21 protein-coding genes, 1 tRNA gene and 1 other RNA gene are annotated in these 23462 nt (G+C 70.4%); 16 read left to right on the top strand and 7 right to left on the bottom strand.

Features of this window, described 5'->3' with window-relative positions; all coding sequences use genetic code 11:
* Positions 1-184 precede the first annotated feature (184 nt).
* Positions 185-406: a hypothetical protein gene (locus ACH4U7_RS36670; RefSeq protein WP_398532090.1), complete on the top strand. Its 222-nt coding sequence runs from the start codon at positions 185-187 to the stop codon at positions 404-406.
* Between the two features lie 269 nt (positions 407-675).
* Here ACH4U7_RS36670 and ACH4U7_RS36665 read toward each other — a convergent pair whose 3' ends face one another.
* The 3 genes from ACH4U7_RS36665 to ACH4U7_RS36655 form a co-directional block, all read right to left on the bottom strand.
* The gene (locus ACH4U7_RS36665) at positions 676-852 is read right to left on the bottom strand and encodes a hypothetical protein (protein ID WP_398532089.1); all 177 of its coding nucleotides are present in this window, start codon (positions 850-852) and stop codon (positions 676-678) included.
* A 115-nt stretch (positions 853-967) separates the two neighbouring features.
* On the bottom strand, positions 968-2500 hold the full coding sequence (locus ACH4U7_RS36660) for an FAD-binding oxidoreductase (protein ID WP_398532088.1): 1533 nt from the start codon (positions 2498-2500) through the stop codon (positions 968-970).
* A 252-nt stretch (positions 2501-2752) separates the two neighbouring features.
* On the bottom strand, positions 2753-4318 hold the full coding sequence (locus ACH4U7_RS36655; protein ID WP_398532199.1) for a glycoside hydrolase family 32 protein: 1566 nt from the start codon (positions 4316-4318) through the stop codon (positions 2753-2755).
* A 182-nt stretch (positions 4319-4500) separates the two neighbouring features.
* Between ACH4U7_RS36655 and ACH4U7_RS36650 the strand changes: the two genes are divergently transcribed.
* The 4 genes from ACH4U7_RS36650 to ACH4U7_RS36635 all read left to right on the top strand — a co-directional run bounded on the left by ACH4U7_RS36650 (position 4501) and on the right by ACH4U7_RS36635 (position 9249).
* Positions 4501-5910 carry an extracellular solute-binding protein gene (locus ACH4U7_RS36650; protein WP_398532087.1) on the top strand — a complete coding sequence of 470 codons (1410 nt, stop codon included), beginning with the start codon at positions 4501-4503 and terminating at the stop codon, positions 5908-5910.
* A complete protein-coding gene (locus ACH4U7_RS36645; protein ID WP_398532086.1) occupies positions 5907-6902 on the top strand; it encodes a carbohydrate ABC transporter permease in 996 nt (331 codons plus the stop codon). Before ACH4U7_RS36650 ends, ACH4U7_RS36645 begins: the two co-directional genes overlap by 4 nt.
* A gap of 74 nt (positions 6903-6976) precedes the next feature.
* Positions 6977-7816: a carbohydrate ABC transporter permease gene (locus ACH4U7_RS36640; protein ID WP_398532198.1), complete on the top strand. Its 840-nt coding sequence runs from the start codon at positions 6977-6979 to the stop codon at positions 7814-7816.
* Positions 7813-9249, top strand: coding sequence for a glycoside hydrolase family 32 protein (locus ACH4U7_RS36635; protein ID WP_398532085.1), 1437 nt, complete (start codon positions 7813-7815; stop codon positions 9247-9249). Before ACH4U7_RS36640 ends, ACH4U7_RS36635 begins: the two co-directional genes overlap by 4 nt.
* On the opposite strand, the gene ACH4U7_RS36630 is transcribed toward ACH4U7_RS36635, so the two are convergent.
* Complete coding sequence (locus ACH4U7_RS36630) at positions 9212-10285, bottom strand: LacI family DNA-binding transcriptional regulator (RefSeq protein ID WP_398532084.1); 1074 nt, start codon at positions 10283-10285, stop codon at positions 9212-9214. The two genes, ACH4U7_RS36635 and ACH4U7_RS36630, sit on opposite strands and share 38 nt — an antisense overlap.
* Before the next feature lie 172 nt (positions 10286-10457).
* On the opposite strand from ACH4U7_RS36630, the gene ACH4U7_RS36625 reads away from it, so the two are divergent.
* Positions 10458-11420, top strand: a complete 963-nt coding sequence (locus tag ACH4U7_RS36625; protein ID WP_398532083.1) for an SMP-30/gluconolactonase/LRE family protein — start codon at positions 10458-10460, stop codon at positions 11418-11420.
* A 28-nt stretch (positions 11421-11448) separates the two neighbouring features.
* Here ACH4U7_RS36625 and ACH4U7_RS36620 read toward each other — a convergent pair whose 3' ends face one another.
* Complete coding sequence (locus ACH4U7_RS36620) at positions 11449-11910, bottom strand: MarR family winged helix-turn-helix transcriptional regulator (RefSeq protein ID WP_398532082.1); 462 nt, start codon at positions 11908-11910, stop codon at positions 11449-11451.
* 65 nt (positions 11911-11975) lie between these two features.
* Here ACH4U7_RS36620 and ACH4U7_RS36615 point away from each other — a divergent pair, with 65 nt between their 5' ends.
* A complete protein-coding gene (locus ACH4U7_RS36615; protein ID WP_398532081.1) occupies positions 11976-12416 on the top strand; it encodes a PaaI family thioesterase in 441 nt (146 codons plus the stop codon).
* A gap of 82 nt (positions 12417-12498) precedes the next feature.
* Here ACH4U7_RS36615 and ACH4U7_RS36610 read toward each other — a convergent pair whose 3' ends face one another.
* On the bottom strand, positions 12499-13830 hold the full coding sequence (locus tag ACH4U7_RS36610; protein ID WP_398532080.1) for an MFS transporter: 1332 nt from the start codon (positions 13828-13830) through the stop codon (positions 12499-12501).
* A gap of 65 nt (positions 13831-13895) precedes the next feature.
* Between ACH4U7_RS36610 and ACH4U7_RS36605 the strand changes: the two genes are divergently transcribed.
* Together ACH4U7_RS36605 and ACH4U7_RS36600 are read left to right on the top strand one after the other, a co-directional pair.
* Complete coding sequence (locus ACH4U7_RS36605) at positions 13896-14915, top strand: GlxA family transcriptional regulator (protein WP_398532197.1); 1020 nt, start codon at positions 13896-13898, stop codon at positions 14913-14915.
* 111 nt (positions 14916-15026) lie between these two features.
* Positions 15027-15170, top strand: a complete 144-nt coding sequence (locus ACH4U7_RS36600) for a hypothetical protein (RefSeq protein WP_398532079.1) — start codon at positions 15027-15029, stop codon at positions 15168-15170.
* A 618-nt stretch (positions 15171-15788) separates the two neighbouring features.
* Here ACH4U7_RS36600 and ACH4U7_RS36595 read toward each other — a convergent pair.
* Positions 15789-15873, bottom strand: a tRNA-Ser gene (locus ACH4U7_RS36595).
* A gap of 73 nt (positions 15874-15946) precedes the next feature.
* Here ACH4U7_RS36595 and ffs point away from each other — a divergent pair.
* The 7 genes from ffs to ACH4U7_RS36560 all read left to right on the top strand — a co-directional run bounded on the left by ffs (position 15947) and on the right by ACH4U7_RS36560 (position 23285).
* Positions 15947-16043: signal recognition particle sRNA small type (gene ffs / locus ACH4U7_RS36590), an RNA gene on the top strand.
* A 72-nt stretch (positions 16044-16115) separates the two neighbouring features.
* Complete coding sequence (locus tag ACH4U7_RS36585) at positions 16116-18710, top strand: DNA polymerase III subunit gamma and tau (protein ID WP_398532078.1); 2595 nt, start codon at positions 16116-16118, stop codon at positions 18708-18710.
* 232 nt (positions 18711-18942) lie between these two features.
* The gene (locus ACH4U7_RS36580; RefSeq protein ID WP_014177713.1) at positions 18943-19278 is read left to right on the top strand and encodes a YbaB/EbfC family nucleoid-associated protein; all 336 of its coding nucleotides are present in this window, start codon (positions 18943-18945) and stop codon (positions 19276-19278) included.
* Positions 19279-19410: 132 nt separating this feature from the next.
* Positions 19411-20010 carry a recombination mediator RecR gene (recR, locus tag ACH4U7_RS36575; RefSeq protein WP_385627169.1) on the top strand — a complete coding sequence of 200 codons (600 nt, stop codon included), beginning with the start codon at positions 19411-19413 and terminating at the stop codon, positions 20008-20010.
* Entirely contained in the window at positions 20003-20668 is a 666-nt protein-coding gene (locus ACH4U7_RS36570; RefSeq protein ID WP_398532077.1) for a DUF5063 domain-containing protein, read from the top strand. The genes recR and ACH4U7_RS36570 overlap by 8 nt, the downstream gene beginning before the upstream one ends.
* Positions 20669-20943: 275 nt before the next feature.
* Complete coding sequence (locus tag ACH4U7_RS36565) at positions 20944-22215, top strand: aspartate kinase (protein WP_398532076.1); 1272 nt, start codon at positions 20944-20946, stop codon at positions 22213-22215.
* A complete protein-coding gene (locus ACH4U7_RS36560; protein ID WP_398532075.1) occupies positions 22212-23285 on the top strand; it encodes an aspartate-semialdehyde dehydrogenase in 1074 nt (357 codons plus the stop codon). Before ACH4U7_RS36565 ends, ACH4U7_RS36560 begins: the two co-directional genes overlap by 4 nt.
* The last annotated feature ends 177 nt before the right edge of the window (positions 23286-23462 follow it).

The following is a 23462-nucleotide window of genomic DNA, read 5'->3' as shown; positions in this document are numbered from 1 at the left end:
GCTTCTCTGAGCAGCGAAACAGCGTCAATTGTGGTTATCGGCCAGATGAATTGGAGTGCAAGCCCATGCAAGTTTGTAGAGGTCGAGGCGAACCAACTTCTAGCGTCACCAGCACCGCACGGAGTGTGAGTACGCCGTCCGGGTGACGGGCGGCACAGCCCCTGAGTAAAGAGGAGGTTGGTAGATGAGCGCCGCAGCCGTCGAGACGTATGAGACGCGCACGCCTGACGCCGAAGGCTGGCGCGGAGTCCCGTTCCGGCACCCCCGTGACCTGACGGTGGTCGCCCAGGATGATGGTGGGAAGCACGACGGCGGGCCCATGCCCCCGGAGGCGCCCCGCGATCCCGCACCGGAGGGCGGCGACCAGAGCGGCAAGCAAGCCCCTGGCACGCCCGTGGCTGAGTGAACCGACCCCGTCTGTGTGTCGTCCCCGTGGCGCATGGGCGGGGCTTCTCGCTGCTCAACCCAGCCGCCCCTGTGATCGGTGGGCAGATCCGGGGACCGTTGCCGTGGCCGTCGGGCCGGCATGGCCTGCGGCCGGCGCTCATCAAGCCGGTGGCTGCCGACTGGGGCCACTGGGCTCGCCGATTCAGACGTGTTGCGCGACATGGGTGACGGTCAGTCCGAACTGGACCCGTCCGGGGTCGAGACTGTTCTGGAGGTGCCGTCCATGCGTTATTTTTCTCGTCCGTTCTTTCTCGGGCCGATGCACAGCATGACAAGGAAGACGACGCTTCCGATCAGGCTGAAATCCTGCCATGCGGCCGAATAGTAAAGTGCGCCCGGTGTGTTGGCCTGCTGCATCACGCCAAGGCAGAAGACGAGCCCGATCGCGGACTTCCAACGTTTCATGCGGCTGAGCCTGGCACGCCCGTGCGGGGACCCCTCCCGGAGCGAGATGGTGCCCCCGGGCCGAGCCGTGGCCGGGCCCTGGCCGGGCCCGGATCTGGCGGCATCGTGAGAGCGGTCAGGAGCCGATTGCCTGGGGGTAGCGGAAGAAGCCGGTCGGGTCGTACCTCCGCTTCACACGGACCAGCCGGGGGTAGTTGACGCCGTAGTAGGCCTCCCGCCAGTCCCTCAGCGTCGGATCGGGGAAGTTCTGGTAGGAGTGCTCAGGCGGCGCCTCGGGGAAGATGGCGTCGTAGAAGTCGTGGAGCCAGTGCAGATTCGCGGCGCCGACCTCGGGGGAGTCGTAGTCCGCCCATGAGGTCTCAGCGGCCAGGATGAACAGGTCGTTGCGGTGCACGAACGCGGTCGCCCGCCGCGGCACCTGGTTGATCTCCCCACCGAGGGCGAACATCGCGAATCCGGCCCCGTCCGGGTTGCCGCTGCCCGGCCACTTGAGCAGCTGCTCGGCCGCGGCGCTGACCTGCTGGTCGGTGAGGAGCGTCCGGGATTTCAGGACCGCTGACTTGGAGGCGAACTTCTCCACCGGGGTGGTGGCGCTCAGCAGCGTGCTCGCCTCGGCCGGGGTGACCTCGCGGACGGCGGCGCAGTTCCGGGCACGTTCCTCAGGCGTGCCGATGGCGAGCAGCGGGGCGAGGATGGCCTTCAGCTCATCGAGCGTTCCGTAGTACTGCCCGATCGCGTTGACGCCTGCGTTCGTACGGATCTGGTCCCGGGTTCGCCCGTGGGTGCCGATGCCGAGGCGGAGGTGGAACCGCTTGTCGTCCGAGGTCTCCAGGGCGATCCGCTGTGCGGTCGCCATCACCGGCAGTACGGAGTCCAGGCTCCAGCCGAGCCGGTAGAACCCCACATCGCCCTGGAACCGCTCGTACTGGAACGTGAACGAGGTGTGCACGCCGAAGTTGTTGCCCGCGCCGCCCCGGCAGGCCCAGAACAGATCGGGCTCCGAGTCCTCACTGGCCTCGACCACCCGCCCGTCGGCGAGTACGACGGTCGTGGCGACGAGCCGGTCGCAGGTCAGGCCGAACATCTTGTCGCTGAAGCCGATCCCGCCGCCCAGTACAAGACCGGCCACCCCGACCGAGGGACAGCGGCCGGTCGGCACGAAGATGCCTTGGTCCTCGAGCAGCGGATGCAGATCGCCGTTGGTGACCCCGGCCCCGACGGTGACGGTGCCCGCGCCGTGGGCGACCTTGATCGGCCCGTACGCCCGGGAGCGGGCGGCGCTCCGCCGCGGCGTGGTGACGATGTTCCTCATCCGGCTCATGTTGAGCAGCAGGCCCGTGGTGGTGGAGTAACCGGCGTAGTTGTGGCCGAGACCGGAGCGCGGCACCGCGGGCAGCCCCACCGCGCGGGCCCAGTGGATCGCCGAGCGTACGTCCTTCGTGGTGGCGCAGGTGACGATGGCGGCCGGGTGGGTCCCGGCGTACCGGTGGTTGAACGGGATCGCGAGCGGAGGGTAGCCGGGGTTCGCGGGCCGGTAGAGGGTGGCACCGGGGGAGAGCGACGCGGCCAGCCGCTTCCAGTCCTGCCGGCTGACCCGCTCCGCCGTCTCGGTCACCGCGGCGGCGGCCGCGTCGGTCGGCGCCGTCATGGCCACCGCTCCGGCGCCGAGGGCCCCCAGGGTGCCGGTCCGCAATAGGTCCCGCCTGTTGATCACTGTGGCCTGCCTTCGCGAAACGGTCGGAGGCTCGGTCGCCTCGAGGTCGACTGGTCAACCGATCGTTCACTGACCCGGCCGTTCGCCGCGGATCGCGCACGATCCGGCCACTCGAAAGCGTGCCTGGCGCACCGCCTGATAGCCGAGCCGCAGTGACCTGCCCGGCGCTCGCCCGTGCGCCGTGGATCAGAGCCTGAACTCGCGGATCACGGTGTTCTTGAACACCGCACGGCCGTCGATCGTGAACAGGGCGATCCCCGTGTCGGCAGGGTCCGGGAAGGCCTCGGAGGAGTGCACGTACCGGCCGTCGTCGACGAACATCTCCACGGAGGTGCGGTCGATCAGGATCCGCAGCCGGACCGTCCGCGCGGACGGGTCGAAGGGGCTCCTGCTCTCCTGCCACCGGCCGGAGGAGTCCGGGCTCACCGTGTAGCCGCGGTTGACGAAGGCGTAGTCGCCGTAGATCCCGGCGTCGATGTGGCGCACGCCGTCGGGAGAGCGGCGCAACTGCAGCCCCGCGCCCGTGAGCTGGTCCCAGGCCAGCTCGGTCGTCAGCTCGTAGGCGGTGCCGGTGTAGTCCAGCGGCCGGTGTCCGTCGACCTCCAGGTCGCCGAGGCGCACCGTGCGGGAGACATGGGCGTCGAGGGCGCCGATGGGCTGGGAGGCGAGGTAGTACGTGCCGCTCGCGGCACGCCCCAGCGTGATCTCGCGGACGATCGAGTCGGTGCCGTTGAAGCCGTCGCAGTCGATGGTGGGGGTGGTGTTCGCGTAGCCCCAGTTGTTGAGCCAGCCGATGGCGTAGCGCGCGGCCGGGTCGAGGGTGCCGTGCGCGTCCCGTTTCTCGAAGGTGACGGCCGCGTACCAGTCCCAGCCGTGGTCGAGCCACTGCGGGTCGGAGGCGTCCGCCGTGAAGGTGGTGCCGTCGAAGTCGCCGGTCCAGTATGCGTAGGTGTTGGGAAGGCCGGACGCCTTGCCGTCGGCGCTCACGCCCAGCACCCACCTGGCGGTGCCGTCCTCGGCCGTGATCCGGAACAGGTCGGGGCACTCCAGGACGCCGATGCCGTCCTTGATGAATCCGCTGACGTACGTCCACGACTTCAGGTCGGTCGAGTGGTAGAAGCCGACCTTGTTGTTCTCGGCGAGCGCCATCACCCACCGGCCGCGCTCCTCGTCGCGGATCACCTTGGGGTCGCGGAAGTCGCGGACGCCGGGGTTGGGCAGGACCGGGTCTGTGCCGTGGTGGGTGAAGGTCCGGCCGCCATCGGTGGAGTGGAACAGGTATTGCGCCTGGGTGTTGGCGTTGTCGTCGGGCGACATGGTGGCCAGGACGATCACCGCGCCCGCGCCGAAGCCCGCCGTGTTGTCCGTGTCGACCACCGCCGAGCCGGACCAGACGTCGCCGGCCGGGGTGGTGTCCTTCGGCACGGCGATGCCACGGTCGGTGAAGGAGACCAGGTCGGTGCTGGTGGCCAGGCGCCAGGCGGTGCCCGCGGTCGTGCCGCCGGTCAGGTAGTCGGGGTTGTACAGGTAGTAGTAGTGGTATTCGCCGTCGATCCAGATCGGGCGCTGCGGGTCGTTCTTCCACTGGTCGGGGACGGTGAAGTGGTACTCGGCGCGGTAACTCCCGCATGCGGCCCTCTTCTTGGGCTTCGCCGCCGCCGGACTCGCCGCGACGGGCAGTAACGCGCCGGCCGCGCCCGCGGCCGAGGCGACGAAGAGCGACCTCCTGGACAGGCCAGGACCGCCTGGCATGCCTGGTGTACGGACCATGGTGCGGCTCCTTCCCCGACGTCGTCGTCAGGACTGCGGCTCAGTGCTCCGGAACTGTAGACCTAACTCGTTAAAGGTCAACCCTTCCGTGTGCCTTGACAGCCCCGTAACAGGGTTCTCATCATCGGGGAATCACTTTCGGCTAACACGAGTTAGGCTCGCCGATGACCGACTCGCTCATCTCCCGTCGCGGCCTGATGCGGTACGGGGCGTACGGCGCCGGGGCCGCGGCCCTCGGCGGTGTCGCCGCAAGCTGGGACCGCCTCACCGGCGCCGACATCCCCGGGCGGAACGACGGCTCCCTCGTCGTCGCCACCCTCGGCCCCGCCTACGGACCGGAGGCCGTGCGTACGCTCACCGAGGGCTTCCGGAAGCAGCACCCCGACATCAAGCTCCGCATCAACGCGGTGCAGGCCGTCGACTGGTCCGACTTCTTCGCGAAGATCCTCACCCAGATCGCGGCGGGCACCGCCCCCGACCTCGTCTACGTCGCCACCGAGGGCGTCCAGCTGTTCGCGCGGCGCCTCGGGGTCCCGCTGGACCGCTGGGTGCGGCGGGACGCCGAGGAGCTGCGCGAGTACTTCGCCGACGTCCATCCCTCGCTGGTGGAGTCGATGATGTACGAAGGGAGCCTCTACCAGCTGCCGGTCGAGTTCAACGCGGCCGACATGTATCTCAACAGGCAAGTGCTGAAGCGGGCCGGCGCGGGCTTCCCGGCCGCCGACTGGACCCGCGACGACTTCACCGCGCTGCTGCGGGACATGAAGAAGGCAAGCGGCTCCCGGTTCACGCCGTATTTCTGGACCAACCGGCTGTGGGGCGGCGTGGTGCCCTGGCTGTTCGCGAACGGCACCAATCTGCTCGCCGAGTCCAAGGCGCCGGGCGGCGCCTGGCTGTGGGACTCCTTCTACCCGGCCGCCGACCGGCAAGGGCGCGGGGGCGGTTTCCGGTGGACGACCCCGCAGGCCACCGGCGCCCGCGTGGAGGAGGCGTACGACTATCTCGCCTCCCTCATCGAGGAGCACCTGTGCACCCGCCCCGAGGGCGGCAACGGCCAGAACCTCGTCGGCGTCTTCTCCACCGGCCGGGTCGGCGTCACGCCCGCGGGCGGCTTCTGGGCGGGTGGTCTGAGTCTGGCGGGCATGAAGGCGACGGACTACGACGTGCAGTACTTCCCGCGCTGGCGCACCCAGCGCATGCAGTTCGGCGCGGCCGGCTACGCGCTGCTGCGCACCTCGAAGAAGCAGGACGAGGCCTGGGAGTTCATCAAGTACGCCGCCCGCAGGGACACCCTGATGCGGCTGTTCAAGACCAACCAGACCACCCCGGCCCGCCGCTCGATGCTCAGCCCCGACCGCTACCGGGAGACCGGCCCGAGCCACTGGCAGGTCTTCTACGACACCCTCGACAAGTTCCCCGACACCGGGCCGATCCCCGCGCCGCCGCAGGTCGCCGAGGTCGAGCAGGTGCTGCTCAAGCACACCGGCACCGCCCTGGCCTCCCGGGGCGCGGTGCGCCCCGCGCTGCGCCGGATGCAGGGCGACCTGGAGAAGGCCATGGAGCGTGACGTATGACGACGAACTCGCAGGCGAACACGGAGGCGAACTCGCAGGCGGACACTCAGGCCCCGGCCGCACGGCGACGGCCCGCGACACCGCCCGCCGACGCCCCGCGTCCCACCGCCCAGACCTCCACCCGCTCCACCCGGCTGCTCGCCGCGCTGTTCCTGGCGCCCACGATCGTCGGCATCGTGATCTTCACGGTCGTACCGATCGTCGGCTCGGTCGTCCTCAGCCTCTTCCACTGGAACGTGATCGACGACCCGAGCTTCGCCGGGACCGCCAACTACCGCGAGGTCTTCGCCGATTCGACGGTGCTGGTCTCCTTCCGCAACACCCTCGTGTTCATGGTGCTCGCGGTCGCGCTCCAGCTGCTCATCGCGCTGGCGCTGGCGCTGGCCGTGAACGGGCGGATGCCCATGTGGCTGCGCTCGGTGTTCCGGTCGGCGTTCTTCTTCCCGCTGGTGCTGTCCGCCGCGTCGATCTCGGTGGTGATGAAGTACCTCTTCAACCAGGACTTCGGCGTGGTGAACTGGCTGCTGGGCCTGGTCGGGATCGCCCCGGTGCCATGGCTGACGTCGGAGAACGGGGCGATGGCCGCGGTGATCCTGGTCTACGTCTGGCAGCAGTTCGGCTTCTCGTTCCTGCTGTTCGTCGGCGGTCTGAACAACATCCCCAAGGAGATCCACGAGGCCGCCTCACTCGACGGCGCGACCGGGCTGCGCAAGCACCTCGCCGTCACGCTGCCGCTGCTTTCGCCCACGCTGCTGGTCGCGTCGGTGGTCGGCATCATCAACGCGCTCCAGGTCTTCGAGCAGCCGTACGTGCTCACCAATGGCGGGCCCGGCGACTCGACCCGCACCGTCGTGATGGTCATCTACGAGACCGCGTTCGAGCAGCTCCGCTTCGGCCCGGCGTCCGCGGTGGGCGTGCTGCTGTTCGTACTGATCATGGCGGTCACCGCCCTCCAGTTCCGGCTCAGCCGGCGTTTCGTCCACTACCAGTGAGCCGGGTGAGTCCCATGAGCCAAGCGACCATGAGCCGACCGACCCCGGGCCGACCGACCCCGGGCCAAGCCCCCATGAACCTGAGCCGCGCGCGGCACTCGCTCGCGCCCTGGGCCCGGATCGCCGGGCTGGCCGTATGCGCGCTGCTCACCCTGGGCCCGGTCATCTGGACCGTCTCCACCTCGCTGCGCACCCCGGCCGAGTCCTTCGACCTGCCGCCGGAGATCATCCCCACCCACCCGACGACGGAGTCGTACCGCGGGGTCTTCGACCAGATCGACGTGTGGCTGGTCGCCCTCAACTCGACGCTGGTGACCGCGCTGATCGCGGTGGGTCAGATGATCACGGCGGGCCTGGCGGGGTATGCGTTCGCGCGCCTGGAATTCCGTTTCAAGAAGCCGCTGTTCGGACTGGTGCTGGCGACCATGATGGTGCCGCTCCAGGTCACCATCGTGCCGGTGTTCCTGGTGCTCAAGTCGATGGGCCTGACCGACACCCTCCTCGGCCTGATCATTCCGGCCTTTCCGACCGCCTTCGGGACCTTCCTGATGCGGCAGTACTTCCTGGGGATGCCGAAGGACCTGGGCGAGGCCGCGATGCTGGACGGCTGCGGCCCGTGGCGGATCTTCCGGTCGGTGTACGCCCCGCTGGCCGCCCCCGGCCTCGCGATCGTCGGCGTGCTGGCCTTCAACTACCACTGGAACGAGTTCTTCCGGCCGCTGATCCTCGAGACCTCAGGCCAGAACTACACCCTGCCGCTGGGCTTGGTCTCGCTCCAGGGCAACCTCGGCACCGGCTCCGTCTCGGTGGTGCTCGCCGGTGTCGTCCTCTCCATGATCCCCGCCGTCGCCGTGTTCATCGTCGGCCAGCGCCCTCTTCGCGAGGGCATCACCTCCGCAGGAGTCAACCGTTGAGCCCCACCGCTCAGTCCCCGGACCCGGACGCTCCGCGCTTCAGGGTCCGTCCGCCCGCCAACTGGATCAATGACCCCAACGGTCCCTTTCGCTGGCGAGGCCGCCACCACCTCTTCTACCAGCACAACCCCGACGCCCCGATCCACGCCAACGTCCACTGGGGCCATGTCTCCAGCCCCGATCTGGTCCGCTGGGAGCACCATCCGATCGCCCTCGCCCCCACCCCTGGCGGCCCGGACGAGGCGGGCTGCTGGTCCGGGTGCGTGGTCGACGACGACGGTGTGCCCACGGCCGTGTACACCGGCGTCGACCGCCACCACACCGGGCTCGGCACCATCTGCCTGGCGCGGGCGGCCGACCCGGACGACGACGCGCTGGCCGAGTGGAAGCCGTCGCCCACCCCCGTGGTGACCGGGCCACCCGCCGGCCTGGACGTGGTGATGTTCCGCGACCCGTTCGTCTTCCGGTGCGGCGGGCGCCGGTGGGCGCTGGTCGGCGCGGGCCACGCCGACGGGACCCCGTCGGTGCTGCTCTACGACTGCGACGACCTGGCCGACTGGCGGTTCGCCGGTGTGCTCGTGGATGGCACAGGGCCGGTTGCCGCGGAAGCGTTCGGCGACCGAGCGGTCGGCTGGGAATGCCCGCAGATATCCGCGACGGCGGGCGGGGACTGGGTGCTGGCGGTGTCGCTGTGGGACGGAGAGCCGTGCGCCACCGGTTACCTGACGGGACGTCTGTGCACGGACGGCCAAGGCGGTCTGCGCTTCGAGGCGCGCACCGGCGGGCGGCTCGACCACGGGCGGGACTTCTACGCGCCCGCTGTGCTCCAGGAGGCGGACCGGACCCTGATGTGGGGCTGGTCCTGGGAGGCCCGTGAGCGCGGCGAGGTCGAGCGCGCCGGGTGGGCCGGTGTGCTCACCGCGCCGAGGGTCGTTGACGTACACCCGGACGGCGCGCTGCGCGTCGTACCGGCCCCGGAGCTCGAACTGCTGCGCGCGACCGAACCGTTCGTCACTGAATCGTTTGTCAATGAACCGTTTGTCACCGCACCGGGCCGGGTTCCGCTCCCGGAGGCGTACGACCTGACCGTCACGGCCCGCGGCCTGACGACCGTGAGTCTGCTGCGGTCCGCCTCGGGTGCGCGGCTGACGGTGCGGCTGGACCCGGATGAGGGCACCGTGACGCTGGACCGCGGTGACTGGCCCCGGACGCCCGGCACCGGGGCCCGGGGGTCGGGGCCGATCGTGGTGCGGGTGCCGGGGAGGGAGGTGCGCGTGCTCGTCGACGGTTCGCTGTTCGAGCTGTTCGTCGACGACCGGGTCACGGTCACCGAGCGCGTCTACCGGCGCCCGGACGATGTGCGCGAACTCGTCGTGGCGGGGTCCGTGGTCGCCGTCACGGGGTGGGAGCTGGTCCCACCGACGCACGGCTGATCACCGGGCCGGCGAGGCGCCGGGTGGTGGCCAGCGGTGTCCGCCCGGTCTCGATGGCCTCCAGCAGCAGCCGGGCGACGGCCTCGCCCATCGCCCGGTGCGGCAGCGCGACCGTGGTGAGGGGCGGCGCCAGGAACTCGGCCATGTGCTCCTGGTCGTCGTAGCCGACCACCGACAGGTCGCCGGGGACGGCGATCCCCAGCCGGGCGGCGGCGTGCAGAACGCCCGCCGCGACCCGGTCGTTGTAGCAGAAGACGCCGGTGGGGCGGCGATCGGCGGGCACCCCGTCGAGCACCCGCAGCGCGCCCTCGTACCCGCCGGAGATCTCGCCTCCGGTGCGTAGGACCCACTCCTTGGGGACGATGATCCCCTTGGCGCGCACGGCGTCACGGAAGCCGCGCAGCCGCTCGACCGACGCCATGTCGTCCTGGCCGCCGACCATCGCGACCCTGCGGTGCCCCTCGTCCAGCAGGAGCCGGGCCGCCGTACGGCCCCCGGCGCGCTCGGCGGGGATGACGGCCGGCAGGGAGTCGTCCTCGGCCAGACAGTTGGCGAGGACGGAGCGCGTGCGGTGCAGGCCCTCGGGGACGCGGACCCGGCGCAGCGACATGGCCGCGTAGATGATCCCGTCCACCCGCCGGTCCAGGAGCTCGGCGACCGCCGCGTCCTCCTTGGCCGGATCGCCGCCGGAGTCGACGGTGAGAACGAGATGCCCACTGTCCCAGGCGGTCTCCATGGCCCCGCGCAGCAGCCGCCCCGCGAACGGCGACGAGGCGATCTCGTCCGTGACCAGCCCGATCACCGCGGTGCGGCGGCGCCGCAGACCGCGCGCGACGGGGTCGGGGCGGTAGCCGAGCCGGGCGGCGGCCTGGCGGATGCGCTCCTGGGTGGCGGCCGAGAGGTTCCCCTCGGCCCGGTCGTTGAACACGAAGGAGACGGCGGTATGGGACACCCCGGCGAGCCGGGCGACATCCCGCGACGTCGGCCGCCCGAGCTTGTCGGCGGGTCCGCTGTGCCCGCCCTCGCCCGTGCCCATGGCTTTCGGCCACCCTCCGTTCGCCCGTCCGTCGCCCTGCTGATTCACCCGATCTTACGCACGAGGTGACCTGAAACGGCGTTGAGGCAGAGCGCTCGAAGTGCACAGAGTGCAGGGAGTCACTGACGCTGACGAGTCACTGATGCCCCCACCCTTCACGGAGGCCCGAACCATGACCTGGAACCACCCCCAGCCGTCCCGCCGCACCCTTCTCCGCGGCGCCGCCGTCACCGCGCTCGCGACGACGACGACGGCGGTCGGCGTCGGCGCGGCGCACGCCGCCTCTTCCGCCCCGGCCGCGTGGCCGACCGAGTTCCCGCTCCCCGACGGCTTCATGCCCGAGGGGATCACCATCGGCCGCAGGCCGTACGCCTACATGGGCTCACGCGCCAACGGCGCCGTCTACCGCACCGATCTGCGTACCGGTGAGGGCAGAGTCGTCCACGAGGGCGCCACGGGCACGGTGGCCGTCGGGCTCAAGCTGGACGAGGACGGTCTGCTGTACGTCTCGGGAGGCGGTGGAGGGTCGGCGCGGATCGTCGACTCGCACACCGGCGAGCTGGTGACCACGTACCAACTGACCGACGCGACCGGCCACTTCATCAACGACGTGATTCTGCTCGGCGACCGCGCCTGGTTCACCGACTCGCGCGACGCCGTGCTGTACGGCGTACCGCGCGGCCGCGCCGGAGAGGTCCGCCGCCTGCCCCTGACCGGCGACTGGGTACAGACGCCCAACGTCAACAACGCCAACGGCATCGTGGGCACCCCGGACGGCCGAGGGCTGATCGTCGTCAGCAGCTCGCCCGGCAGGCTGTACCACGTGGATCTGGCCAGCGGCCACGCCACCGAGATCGCGCTCTCCGGCGCGGCCGACGTCGCGAACGGCGACGGCCTCCTCCGTATCGGCCGCACGCTGTACGTGGTACAGAACCGGCTGAATCTGATCAGCGTCTACGACCTCGACGCCAAGGCCCCCGCCGCGACCTTGCGCCGTACGGTCACCGACCCCCGCTTCGACGTCCCCACCACCGTGGCCCGCTGGGCCGACCGCCTCTATCTCGTCAACGCCCGCTTCACCTCTCCCCAGACACCGGAGACGACGTTCAACGGCGTCGCGGTTCCCCTCCTCTGACGGCCTCGGGCCCCGGACCCTCGGGTGGTCAGGACTCCCAGTGGGCGAGCGCGTGCAGCGCGGCAGCGGTCCGGGCGAATCCCTGATCGCCGAGCAGGGCCCGCAACTCGCCGTTGAACCGCTCGATTTCGGGCTGGGCGGCGCGGAGGGCCGCGGCCCCGCCGTCGGTCAGCTCCAGCACCACGGCGCGATGCTCGCGCGGGTGCGGCCGCCTGGCGACGAGGTCGGCCTTGGCGAGCCGCGCGACGAGCGCGGTGACGCCGGATTCGCGCAGCCCCAGGGCGTGCGCGAGCTCCCGCTGGGTGATGCCCGGCTGATCGCGTACGGCGAACAGCGCACCGAGCTGCGCCGTGGTGACCCCGGCGGCGGCCAGACAGCGCCGGTCCGCGACCGTACGCAGCTGGTGCGCCGCCCGCTGCAGCAGAAAGAACAGGCGCTGGTCGGATGCGGGCGGGGGCGTGGTCTCGGGTTCGGGTTCGGGCTCGGGCATGGGGCCGATCTTGACAGACGCGGGAACCGCGCGGCAGGGTCACTTCACCAGTGAAGTGAGGTGGCATGGACGAGATCCTGGACTTGTCGGTCGCGCAGAAGCTGCTGGCCGCCCAGCCCTTCAGCAACCTGCTCGGCGCCCGTCTGGTCGCCTTCGGCGAGGGCGCGGCGACCCTCGAAGTGGACATCCGCGACGACCTGCGCCAGCAGCACGGCTTCCTGCACGGCGGCGTACTCGGCTACGCCGCGGACAACGCCCTGACCTTCGCCGCGGGCACAGTGGCCGGCGCCCGGCTGCTCACCGCCGGATTCACCATCGACTACCTGCGCCCCGCCGCCGGAGTGCTGCTGCGGGCCGAGGCACGGGTCGTACGGGCCGGCCGCACTCGTGTCGTCTGCCGCTGCGACCTGTCCACCGTGGACGGCGAGGGCACGGCGACCCTGTGCGCGGTGGCGCAGGGCACGATCGCGGTCATGGCGCCGGCCGAGCCGCCGATCGGGACCTGACCCGCGACCTGGTCCGCCTGCGCGCTGACAACCGTGGCCGCGCTGCGGCCGGTACTCGCCGCCGGTGCTCCCTGGCCGCCCTTCAGGACTCGTAACGCGCTTCAGGACTCGTCATGCCCGATCCCTTCGGTGCTACGACCATGGCCAGCAGGGCCGCGACGACGCAGACCGCACTCAGCGCGATCCACACCACGTCATACGCGCCGAACACGTCGCGGGCCGTGGCTCCGAGGAAGGCCGAGGCGCTTGCGCCCAGCTGATGGGCAGAGTTGGCCCAGCCGAAAACGATGGGGCCGTCGTTGCCGTAGACGCGTTGGCTGAGGGCGATCACCGGAGGGACGGTCGCGACGTCGGCGAGTCCGTAGACGACCACGAAGGCGATCAAGGAGGGACGGACCGTCGAGGAGAGGACCACGGGCAGCGCCAAGAGGGTGAGCGCGCGGACGGCGAAGCACAGGCACAGGAGGCGGCGGGGATCGAAGCGGTCGGTGAGCCAGCCGGACGCGAGCGCCCCCAGGGATGAGAAGACACCGATCAGCGACAGCAGGGACGCGGCCATGGTGGCGTGCATGCCGTGGTCGTGGGCGGCGGGGACCCAGTTGCTCCACATGATGCCGTTGGTGGAAGCGCCGCAGATGATGAACATGCCTGCGAGCAGCCAGAACGTCCCGGTCCGCGAGGCGTTGCGGAGGACCGTCACCGCCCGGCGCGCCGCCCCGGTCGCCGGAGCGGGTTTGGCGACGAACTCTTTGGCCCCGTAGGGCGCCCCGCCGATGTCGGCGGGGTGGTCGCGCAGCAGCAGCCACACCAGCGCGGACACCGCCAGAGCCACCAGCGCCAGGGTCACCACAGGAGGCCGCCAGCCGTAGCGGTCGACCGCCCAGGCGAGCAGGGGCAGGAAGAGCAGCTGGCCCAGGTGGCTCGAGGCACTGAGCGCGCCGGTGACCAGACCGCGCCGCCGCTCGAACCAGCGGCCGGTGATCTGTGCCGCGAAGGTCATCGTGAGGCAACCGCTGCCGAGGCCGATCAGCACGCCCCAGTACACGACGAGGTGCCAGGCCGAGGTCATCACGTTGGTGAGCAGGGCACCGGTGGCGATGAGCAGGATGGCGCCGGCGGCGGCCCGGCGGATGCCGACGCGGTCCATCAGCGCGGCCGCGAAGGGTGCGGTGAGGCCGAAGAAGATCATGTTGACCGAGGCGGCGAGCGCGATGTGGCCGCGGTCCCAGGCGTACTGGTCGTGCAGCGGGGTGACCAGCAGGCCGGGCACGGTGGTGAAGGCGCCGGCCGTCACGATGGCCGCGCCCGCGACGATGGCGATGATCCAGGCGTGGTGCGGGCGGCGCGGGCGGCGCGGGCGGCGCCATGACGTGGGCTGTGGAACGGCCGGTGGGGTCTGTGTCCGCTGAGCCATGTTCTCCAGACTGTGCGCACCTCAGCGGGGCGACGAGTGGCCAGATGGCCCAGTCACGCAAGAATATGGCCATGGCTGTCTTCATCCATCCCACCCGCCATCACGTCGCCGTCTTCGCCCGCCAGAAGATGCTCCCGATCGAGCTGGGCATCGTGCACCAGCTGTTCGGACAGGCCAGAAAGGGCGCCTCGGCCGACGGGAAGCCGCTCTACGAGGTCGCCACCTGCGCGCTGCGGGCAGAAGCGGTACGGACGGACGGAGACTTCACCGTCAATGTGCCCCACGGCCCCGAGGCGCTGGCCGAAGCCGACACGGTGATCGTTTTGTCCTCGTACGAGGACTACGAGCAGACGGATCCGCGGCTGCCGACGCCGCTCGCCGAGGCGTTCACCCGGATCCGCCCCGGCACCCGCATGGCCTCGATCTGCACGGGTGCCTTCGTACTCGCCTCGGCCGGCCTCCTCGACGGCCGGGCGGCCACCACGCACTGGCGCTACACCGAGCAGTTCGCGCGCCTGTTCCCGGGAGTCGAGGTGGACGCGGATGTGCTCTACACCGACGGCGACGACGTCCTGACCTCGGCGGGCTGCGCCTCCGGGATCGACCTGTGCCTTCATATGATCCGGAGCGACTACGGGACAGCGGTCGCGGGCGACGTCGCCCGCCGCACCGTCGTGCCGCCGCACCGGGAGGGCGGCCAGGCGCAGTACGTACGCCACCCCGTACCGGACCCGTCCTCCGCCTCCACCGCGGCTGCCCGCCACTGGGCCCTACAGCGGCTGCACGAGCCCCTCACGCTGGGCGACCTGGCGTCGCAGCAGGCCATGAGCATCAGGAACTTCAATCGGCGCTTCCGCGACGAGGTCGGCACGACACCGATGACATGGCTGACCCAGCAGCGCGTCGAACGCGCCAGGGAACTACTGGAGGAGTCGGACCTGCCGGTGGACCAGGTGGCGGCCCAGGCCGGCCTCGGCACGGCGGCCAACCTGCGACAGCACTTCCAGTCCGCCCTGGGGACTTCCCCGAGCGCCTACCGGGCCACCTTCCGCGGCCCGCACGATGTCGGCGCGGCTCGCCCCTGACGATGCGCGGCTCGGGGTGTTCAATGAAACGAGGGAGAGCAGACGAATCACGCCGTTCCCGGTGGTGAGAGTACTTAGACCGGTCCGCTTTCCCAGAAGAAGGCGATCTCGATGAACATCGCACACGGAGAGGTCATCGGCGCGGCGGTCCGAGCGGTGGAGGCCGCGAACCGTGCCCCGCAATTCTTCATCTGGTATGCCATCGTGCTCGCGGTCCTGCTCGTGGCAGCGGTGGTCACGCTCCGGCATAGGTGACGTGTGCAGGCTGAGCAAGTATTCCCTGGCCCAGCACGCGGCCTGCATCCTCCACGCTGGATTCCGGGGCCGTCGGATAACCGGTTCCACGTAAGGCTGCACGGGTGCCGAACTGCCTCGCGTGCCTCGACCTGAACTCTCCGAACTCGATTATCTGCGGGAGATCGAGCGGCTGGCCAAGGCGGTGAGCTTCCCTGGCGACGGCTGTCTGCCCGAGGAGAAGGACCGGCCCACGGTGCGGTTGGCGGGCGTGGTGGTACTCCAGCCGGCTTCCACCACTACCGTCCCAGATAGCCCGCATCCAACAAGGCTGGGCCGGCCCCATGACGTTCTCCCCTCTGGCCGCCGAACAATTGGGCCTCACCGGGCAGTGACCTGTGAGGCGTAGCCGAACCCGAGCCCTCGACTGGGGAATCACTGGTTGATTGGCGCCATCCACCCCGTTGACCCGCCTAAACGACGCCTGACCCGGTGTCCCGGAAGTCGTGGTCGACGCGATCACGGCACTTCGCCGGGCTGCGGAAGCCGGCGCAACAGGTCGGCTGCGCTGAGACGGACCAACGACGAGGGCCCCGACCATGATCGGTCGGGGCCCTCGGCTGCCCTGCTGGGCGGGTGCGGAGGATACGAGATTCGAACTCGTGAGGGGTTGCCCCCAACACGCTTTCCAAGCGTGCGCCCTAGGCCTCTAGGCGAATCCTCCGCGGGAAACAATACAAGACCAGAAGCAGTGGATGCGAACTCGTTCCCACCGGCCTCCATCCGCTAGGGTGGGGGCCAGCCCCTCACGTGGCGCTATCTCACCGAACTCCCCCAGGGCCGGAAGGCAGCAAGGGTAAGTGGGCTCTGGCGGGTACGTGGGGGGCCCTTGCGTTGTGGGGAGGGCGGGGGTGAGGGGGTGCGGGGCGGCTTCGGATGTCGGTGGGCACCGATATCGTCGTAAGCGTGTCGTCCCTCGCGCTGTACCGCCGCTACCGCCCCGAGACCTTCGCCGAGGTCATCGGCCAGGAGCATGTCACCGGCCCGCTGCAGCAGGCGCTGCGTAACAACCGGGTCAATCACGCGTACCTCTTCAGCGGTCCGCGCGGCTGTGGCAAGACGACCAGCGCGCGCATCCTGGCTCGCTGTCTGAACTGTGAGAAGGGGCCGACCCCGGCGCCGTGCGGGGAGTGCCAGTCCTGCCAGGACCTCGCGCGGAACGGGCCGGGCTCGATCGATGTCATCGAGATCGACGCCGCGTCTCACGGAGGCGTGGACGACGCGCGTGAGCTGCGGGAGAAGGCGTTCTTCGGGCCGGCGTCGAGCCGGTACAAGATCTACATCATCGACGAGGCGCACATGGTCACCTCGGCGGGGTTCAACGCCCTGCTGAAGGTGGTCGAGGAGCCTCCGGAGCATTTGAAGTTCATCTTCGCGACCACGGAGCCCGAGAAGGTCATCGGCACCATCCGGTCGCGTACGCACCACTACCCCTTCCGGCTGGTGCCTCCCGGGACGCTGCGCGACTATCTGGCGGAGGTCTGCGGGCGAGAGGCGATCCCGGTCGAGGACGGGGTGCTGCCGCTGGTGGTGCGGGCCGGGGCGGGGTCGGTCCGGGATTCCATGTCGGTCATGGACCAGCTGCTCGCGGGTGCGGGCGAGGATGGTGTGACGTATGCCATGGCGACGTCGCTGCTCGGCTATACGGACGGCTCGCTGCTCGACGCGATCGTGGACGCCTTCGCGGCGAGCGATGGTGCGGCCGCGTTCGAGGTCGTCAACCGTGTGATCGAGGGGGGCAACGACCCCCGGCGCTTTGTCGCCGATCTGCTGGAGCGTCTGCGTGACCTGGTGATTCTCGCCGCCGTGCCGGACGCGGCGGAGAAGGGGCTCATCGACGCCCCGGCCGATGTCGTCGAGCGGATGCAGGCCCAGGCGTCCGTCTTCGGCGCCGCCGAGCTCAGCCGCGCCGCCGACCTGGTCAACGAGGGCCTGACCGAGATGCGCGGTGCCACCTCGCCGCGGCTGCAGCTGGAGCTGATCTGCGCGCGGGTGCTGCTGCCCGCGGCGTTCGGGGACGAGCGGTCGATGCAGGCGCGGCTGGAGAAGCTGGAACGGGGGGCTCTGGCGGGCGGTCTGGGTGGAGGTTTCCCCGGGGCGGGGGCCGGCGGTCTGCCCGGAGGCCCCGGTGGGGCGGAGAGCCAAGGGCCCGCCATGGGGTACGTACCGGGGCCCGACGCGCACGCCCCGGCCGCAGGCCCCTCCGGCCCGGCGGCCGCGCGGGCGGCGGTGACCGGCCGGGGTGGGGCCGGGGGCGGGGCTGGGTCCGGACAGGGCGGGGGTCCGGCCGCGGCGGGGCCCGGTGCGGGTGGTCCGGCGGCTGGTGGTTCTGCTGGTGGCGGTGGTGCGGGTGTGGCTCCGGCCGACGCCGGGGGTGGGGGACAGCAGCCCGGAGCTTGGCCCGGGGGCGCCCAGCCCGCGGGGGCGAACGGCGGTGGTCAGCGCCCCGGTGCCTGGCCCGGTGCGGCCACTGGTGGTGCGGCTGCGGGCGGTTCTGCGGCTGGTGGTCCTGCCGCTGGTGGTTCCGCCGGAGGGCAGGCGGAGGGCGGCGGTACGGATGGCCCTGCCTCGGCCGCTTCGCGGCCCGGGGCCTGGCCTAGCGCCGCGGCCCCCGGTTCCGGCGCCCAGGGCGCGGGGCGGCAGCCCGGTGGCTGGCCGTCCGCCGCCGCTCCGGGGCAGGGTGGGGCGCCTTCGGGTGGTGCTTCTGGTGCTTCGGGCTCTTCTGGGCCTTCCGCGCCTTCCGCACCCTCCCCCGGTTCTGCCAGTGCGCCCCCCGCGTCCGCGCCGGGCATGGCGCAGGGCGCCATGCAGGTGCGGCAGATGTGGCCGGACATCCTGGAGGCGGTCAAGAACCGCCGCCGCTTCACCTGGATCCTGCTGAGTCAGAACGCGACCGTCACCGGCTTCGACGGCACCACCCTCCAGCTCGGCTTCTCCAACGCCGGCGCGCGCGACAGCTTCGTCAGCGGTGGCAGCGAGGACGTGCTGCGCCAGGCGCTCAGTGACGCGATCGGCGTGCAGTGGCGGATCGAGGCGATCGTCGATCCATCGGGCGGCGCCGGGCAGCAGGGCGGGCCCGGCGGTGCGGGAGGCGGTGGCTTCGGCGGTGCCGGTGGACCCGGCGGCTCCGGGGGCTTCAGCGGCTCCGGCTCCGGCGGCTCCGGCTTCGGCGGCGGCGGCGGTGGCGGGGGTGGCTTCGGGGGCGGTGGCGCCCCGGCGGCCCCGCCGCGGCAGCCCGCCCCCCGGCCGCAGGCCCAGGCGTCCGCCGCGGCGCCCGCCGCGCCCGGTCCGTCGTCGTCCCCCGCCGGGGCGGCGGCCGAATCGGCGGGTCCGGCCGCGCAGTCGTCGGCGTACCGGGATCCGGAGCCCCCGCCGGTCGCGCCCGAGGACGACATGCCTGCCGAGGACGACCCGGACCTCGACGAGAACGCGCTCAGCGGCCATGACCTGATCGTGCGCGAGCTCGGCGCGACGGTCATTGAAGAAGTCGCGAACGAGTAGGAACGGGGAGGGGACGGGGAGGGGACGAGGAAGGGGCGAGGAAGGGAGCAGCAGGGGACGAGCCGCGTACGGGTGGGGATCCTGCGCGTATCGCTCGCCCTGTGCGGCGCCTGAGTTGAGTACTCCGGGGCCGTTCGCCCTCCTTCCTACGGCGTAGGGCGGGGCGCCCCGTGAGCACGTAGGCTCGGGCTATCGGAAAGAAGAACTCTGTCGACAGCGCAGGAGTGAGCTCGTGATCCCCGGTGGTGGCCAGCCCAATATGCAGCAGCTGCTTCAGCAGGCCCAGAAGATGCAGCAGGACCTTGCCGCGGCGCAGGAGGAACTGGCCAGGACCCCTGTCGAAGGCTCGGCCGGCGGCGGCTTGGTGAAGGCGACCGTGACCGGCGCCGGTGAGCTTCAGGGCCTGGTGATCGATCCGAAGGCGGTGGACCCGGAGGACACCGAGACCCTCGCGGACCTCGTCGTCGCGGCCGTGCGCGATGCGAACAACGCCGCGCAGCAGCTGCAGCAGCAGAAGCTCGGTCCGCTCGCCCAGGGCCTCGGCGGTATGCCGGGTCTGCCGTTCTGAGCGTGGCCTTCCGTTCCGTCCGTTCCGCAGTAGCCGGTCTGTCCAGGGTCTGTGCAGGGCCCTGACCCGGGCCTTATACCGAAGTCTGTAAGAAGAGAAGCCACCGCGCGTCAGCGCGAGATTGGAAGCGGCGTGTACGAAGGCGTGGTCCAGGACCTCATCGACGAATTGGGCAGGCTGCCCGGCGTCGGTCCCAAGAGCGCGCAGCGCATCGCCTTCCACATCCTGCAGGCCGAGCCCGCCGATGTCCGCCGCCTCGCGCATGCGCTGACCGAGGTCAAGGACAAGGTGCGGTTCTGCGCGGTGTGCGGGAACGTCGCCGAGGCCGAGCAGTGCCGGGTGTGCCAGGACCCGCGCCGCGACCCGGCCGTCATCTGTGTGGTCGAGGAGCCCAAGGACGTCGTGGCGATCGAGCGCACCCGTGAGTTCCGCGGCCGTTACCACGTGCTCGGCGGCGCGATCAGCCCGATCGAGGGTGTGGGCCCGGACGATCTGCGGATCCGGGAGCTGCTGGCGCGGCTCGCGGACGGTACGGTCACGGAGCTGATCTTGGCCACCGATCCGAACCTGGAGGGCGAGGCCACCGCCACCTACCTGGCGCGCATGGTCAAGCCCATGGGTCTGAAGGTGACCCGGCTGGCTAGCGGTCTCCCAGTCGGGGGGGACCTGGAGTACGCCGACGAGGTCACGCTGGGGCGTGCCTTCGAAGGGAGAAGACTTCTCGATGTCTGACGCAACGCTGCACGCCGCCCACCCCGATCCGGACGACTTCGCGGTCCAGATCTCCGATCAGATCGAGAGTTTCATCGTCGCGGTCACCGAAGTGGCGAAGGGCGACGAACCGGACAGCGCTGTGCCGTTCCTCCTGCTCGAGGTCTCCCAGCTGCTCCTCGCGGGCGGCCGGCTGGGCGCGCATGAGGACTTCGTCCCCGACGAGCGGTACGAGCCGGATGTCGGCCCCGAGCCGGACGTCGACGAGCTGCGCGAGCGCTTCGCCCGGCTGCTCGACCCGGTGGACGTCTACTCCGAGGTCTTCGACCCGTATGTGCCGCGCAGCCAGCCCGTCGCCTGCCGGATCTCCGACGACCTGGCCGACATCATCACCGACCTGCGGCACGGCATGGCCCACTACCGCGACGGCCGGATCAGCGAGGCGATGTGGTGGTGGCAGTTCTCGTACCTGTCCAACTGGGGTACGACCGCCTCCGCCGCCCTGCGTGCGCTGCAGTCGCTGGTCGCCCACGTACGGCTGGACAGCCCGCTGGACGAGCTGGACGGCCTGGACACCGACAGCAACGCGGGCGGCGACGAGCAGCTTGCGGAGGAGGCGGGACGGGTCATGGCGGCGGAGATCGCTGCCCCGCTCGGTATCCGGTCCGCGCAGTCCTGAGGTGCAGTCCCGAGGTGCAGTCCTGAGGCGCAGTCGAGACGCAGTCCCGAGATCGAGCTCAGCCTCGAAGGTGTGACCTGGGTTACCTTTCCGTGTGCTTCGGTGCGGAGCGGGCAGGGTTGGTCGCTGAGCGGGTGGTGCCAGGGAAGAAGCGGAAATATCTGGACGCCTGATCACAAGGTGAGTCATGTGTCTCGCAATGTGATATTGGCGGGGTAATTTCCGGCCACTCGTTAGACTGAGCCGACCGCATTACTGAGAGCCAGGGAGCGCACGTGGGCCTTGTCGTGCAGAAGTACGGAGGCTCTTCCGTTGCCGATGCCGAGGGCATCAAGCGGGTTGCCAAGCGAATCGTCGAAGCCAAGAAGAACGGCCACCAGGTGGTCGTCGTGGTTTCCGCGATGGGCGACACGACGGACGAGCTGATCGACCTCGCCGAGCAGGTGTCCCCGATTCCGTCGGGGCGTGAGTTCGACATGCTGCTGACAGCCGGAGAGCGGATCTCCATGGCCCTGCTGGCGATGGCGATCAAAAACCTCGGCCACGAGGCGCAGTCGTTCACCGGCAGCCAGGCCGGTGTCATCACCGACTCGGTCCACAACAAGGCGCGGATCATCGACGTCACCCCCGGACGTATCCGGCAGTCGATCGACGCGGGCAATATCGCGATCGTCGCGGGCTTCCAGGGCGTGTCCCAGGACAAGAAGGACATCACCACCCTGGGCCGTGGCGGCTCCGACACCACCGCCGTCGCTCTCGCGGCCGCCCTCGAGGCCGAGGTCTGCGAGATCTACACGGATGTCGACGGTGTGTTCACCGCCGACCCACGGGTCGTGAAGAAGGCCCGAAAGATTGACTGGATCTCGTTTGAGGACATGCTGGAACTGGCCAGTTCTGGCTCCAAGGTGCTGCTCCACCGCTGTGTGGAGTACGCCCGCCGTTACAACATCCCGATCCACGTCCGCTCGTCCTTCTCCGGGCTCAGAGGCACGTGGGTCAGCAACGAACCGCAAGGGGACCAGCCGATGGAGCAGGCGATCATCTCGGGTGTTGCCCACGACACCTCCGAGGCCAAGATCACGGTCGTCGGAGTGCCGGACAAGCCTGGTGAGGCCGCGGCCATCTTCCGTACGATCTCGGACGCCGAGCTCAACATCGACATGGTGGTGCAGAACGTCTCCGCCGCGGCGACCGGCCTGACCGACATCTCCTTCACCCTCCCGAAGACCGACGGCCACAAGGCCATGGGGGCGCTGACCAAGGCGCAGCCGACGATCGGCTTCGACTCGCTGCGCTACGACGACCAGATCGCCAAGATCTCGCTGGTCGGCGCCGGTATGCGGACGAACCCGGGCGTGACCGCGACCTTCTTCGAGGCGCTGTCCAACGCCGGGGTCAACATCGAGTTGATCTCGACCTCCGAGATCCGTATCTCGGTCGTCACCCGCGCCGACGATGTGAAGGAAGCGGTCCGGGCTGTCCACACCGCCTTCGGCTTGGACAGCGACAGCGTGGAAGCCGTCGTCTACGGAGGGACCGGCCGATGACCGGCCACGGCGGTGCCGTCGGCCGGAGGCCGACGCTCGCCGTCGTCGGCGCGACCGGAGCCGTCGGCACCGTCATGCTCTCGATCCTCTCCGAGCGGGCGGACATCTGGGGCGAGATCCGGCTGATCGCCTCGCCGCGCTCGGCCGGCCGGAAGCTGTCCGTACGGGGCGAGCAGGTCGAGGTCGTCGCGCTGAGCGAGGAGGCCTTCGACGGCGTCGACATCGCGATGTTCGATGTGCCGGACGAGGTCTCCGCGCAGTGGGCGCCGATCGCGGCCGGCAAGGGTGCGGTCGTCGTCGACAACTCCGGAGCCTTCCGGATGGACCCGGACGTGCCGCTGGTGGTCCCGGAGGTGAACGCTCACGCGGCCCGTCTCCGCCCGCGCGGCATCATCGCCAACCCCAACTGCACCACCCTCTCGATGATCGTCGCGATGGGTGCGCTGCACGCGGAGTTCGGGCTCCAGGAGCTGATCGTCTCCTCGTACCAGGCGGTCTCCGGGGCGGGCAAGGAGGGCGTCGACACCCTCCGCGAGCAGCTTGCCCTCGTCGCCGGTACGGAGCTGGGCACCCAGCCGGGCGACGTACGGCGGGCGATCGGCGACACCGGGCCGTTCCCCGGGCCGATGGCGCTCAACGTGGTGCCGTTCGCGGGCTCGCTCAAGGAGGACGGCTGGTCCTCGGAAGAGCTCAAGGTGCGCAACGAGTCCCGCAAGATCCTGGGCCTGCCGGAGCTGCGGGTCACCGCGACCTGTGTCCGCGTACCCGTGATCACCACCCACTCGCTGGCTGTGCACGCCCGGTTCGAGAACAAGGTGACCGTGGCCCAGGCGCACGAGATCCTGGCGGCCGCCCCCGGTGTGGTGCTCTGCGACAACCCGGCGGAGGGGGAGTTCCCCACCCCGGCCGATGTTGTGGGCACCGACCCGACCTGGGTGGGCCGGGTCCGGCGTTCGCTCGACGACCCCAGGGCGCTCGAGCTGTTCGTCTGCGGCGACAATCTGCGCAAGGGCGCGGCGCTCAACACCGCGCAGATCGCGGAGCTCGTCGCGGCGGAGCTGTCGGTCTGACGATCTGGCGATCTGGCGGTTGGCGGTCTGACGGTTGGCTTACGGTCAAACTGTGAGCCTTCTGTGACCCGAACAATGGCCTGGACCACTTGAACCGGGCTCAAACCAGGGCAAAGATCTACGGATAAGATTCCCTCCCCGCCTGCTGCAACCGTCAGCGGGCGGGGAGCGTCTTTC

Origin of the sequence: Streptomyces sp. NPDC020845, assembly GCF_044334165.1 — a bacterium.
GTDB lineage: Bacteria > Actinomycetota > Actinomycetes > Streptomycetales > Streptomycetaceae > Streptomyces.
Note: the sequence above shows the minus strand (reverse complement) of the source record. Positions and strands in the feature narration are given on the sequence as shown.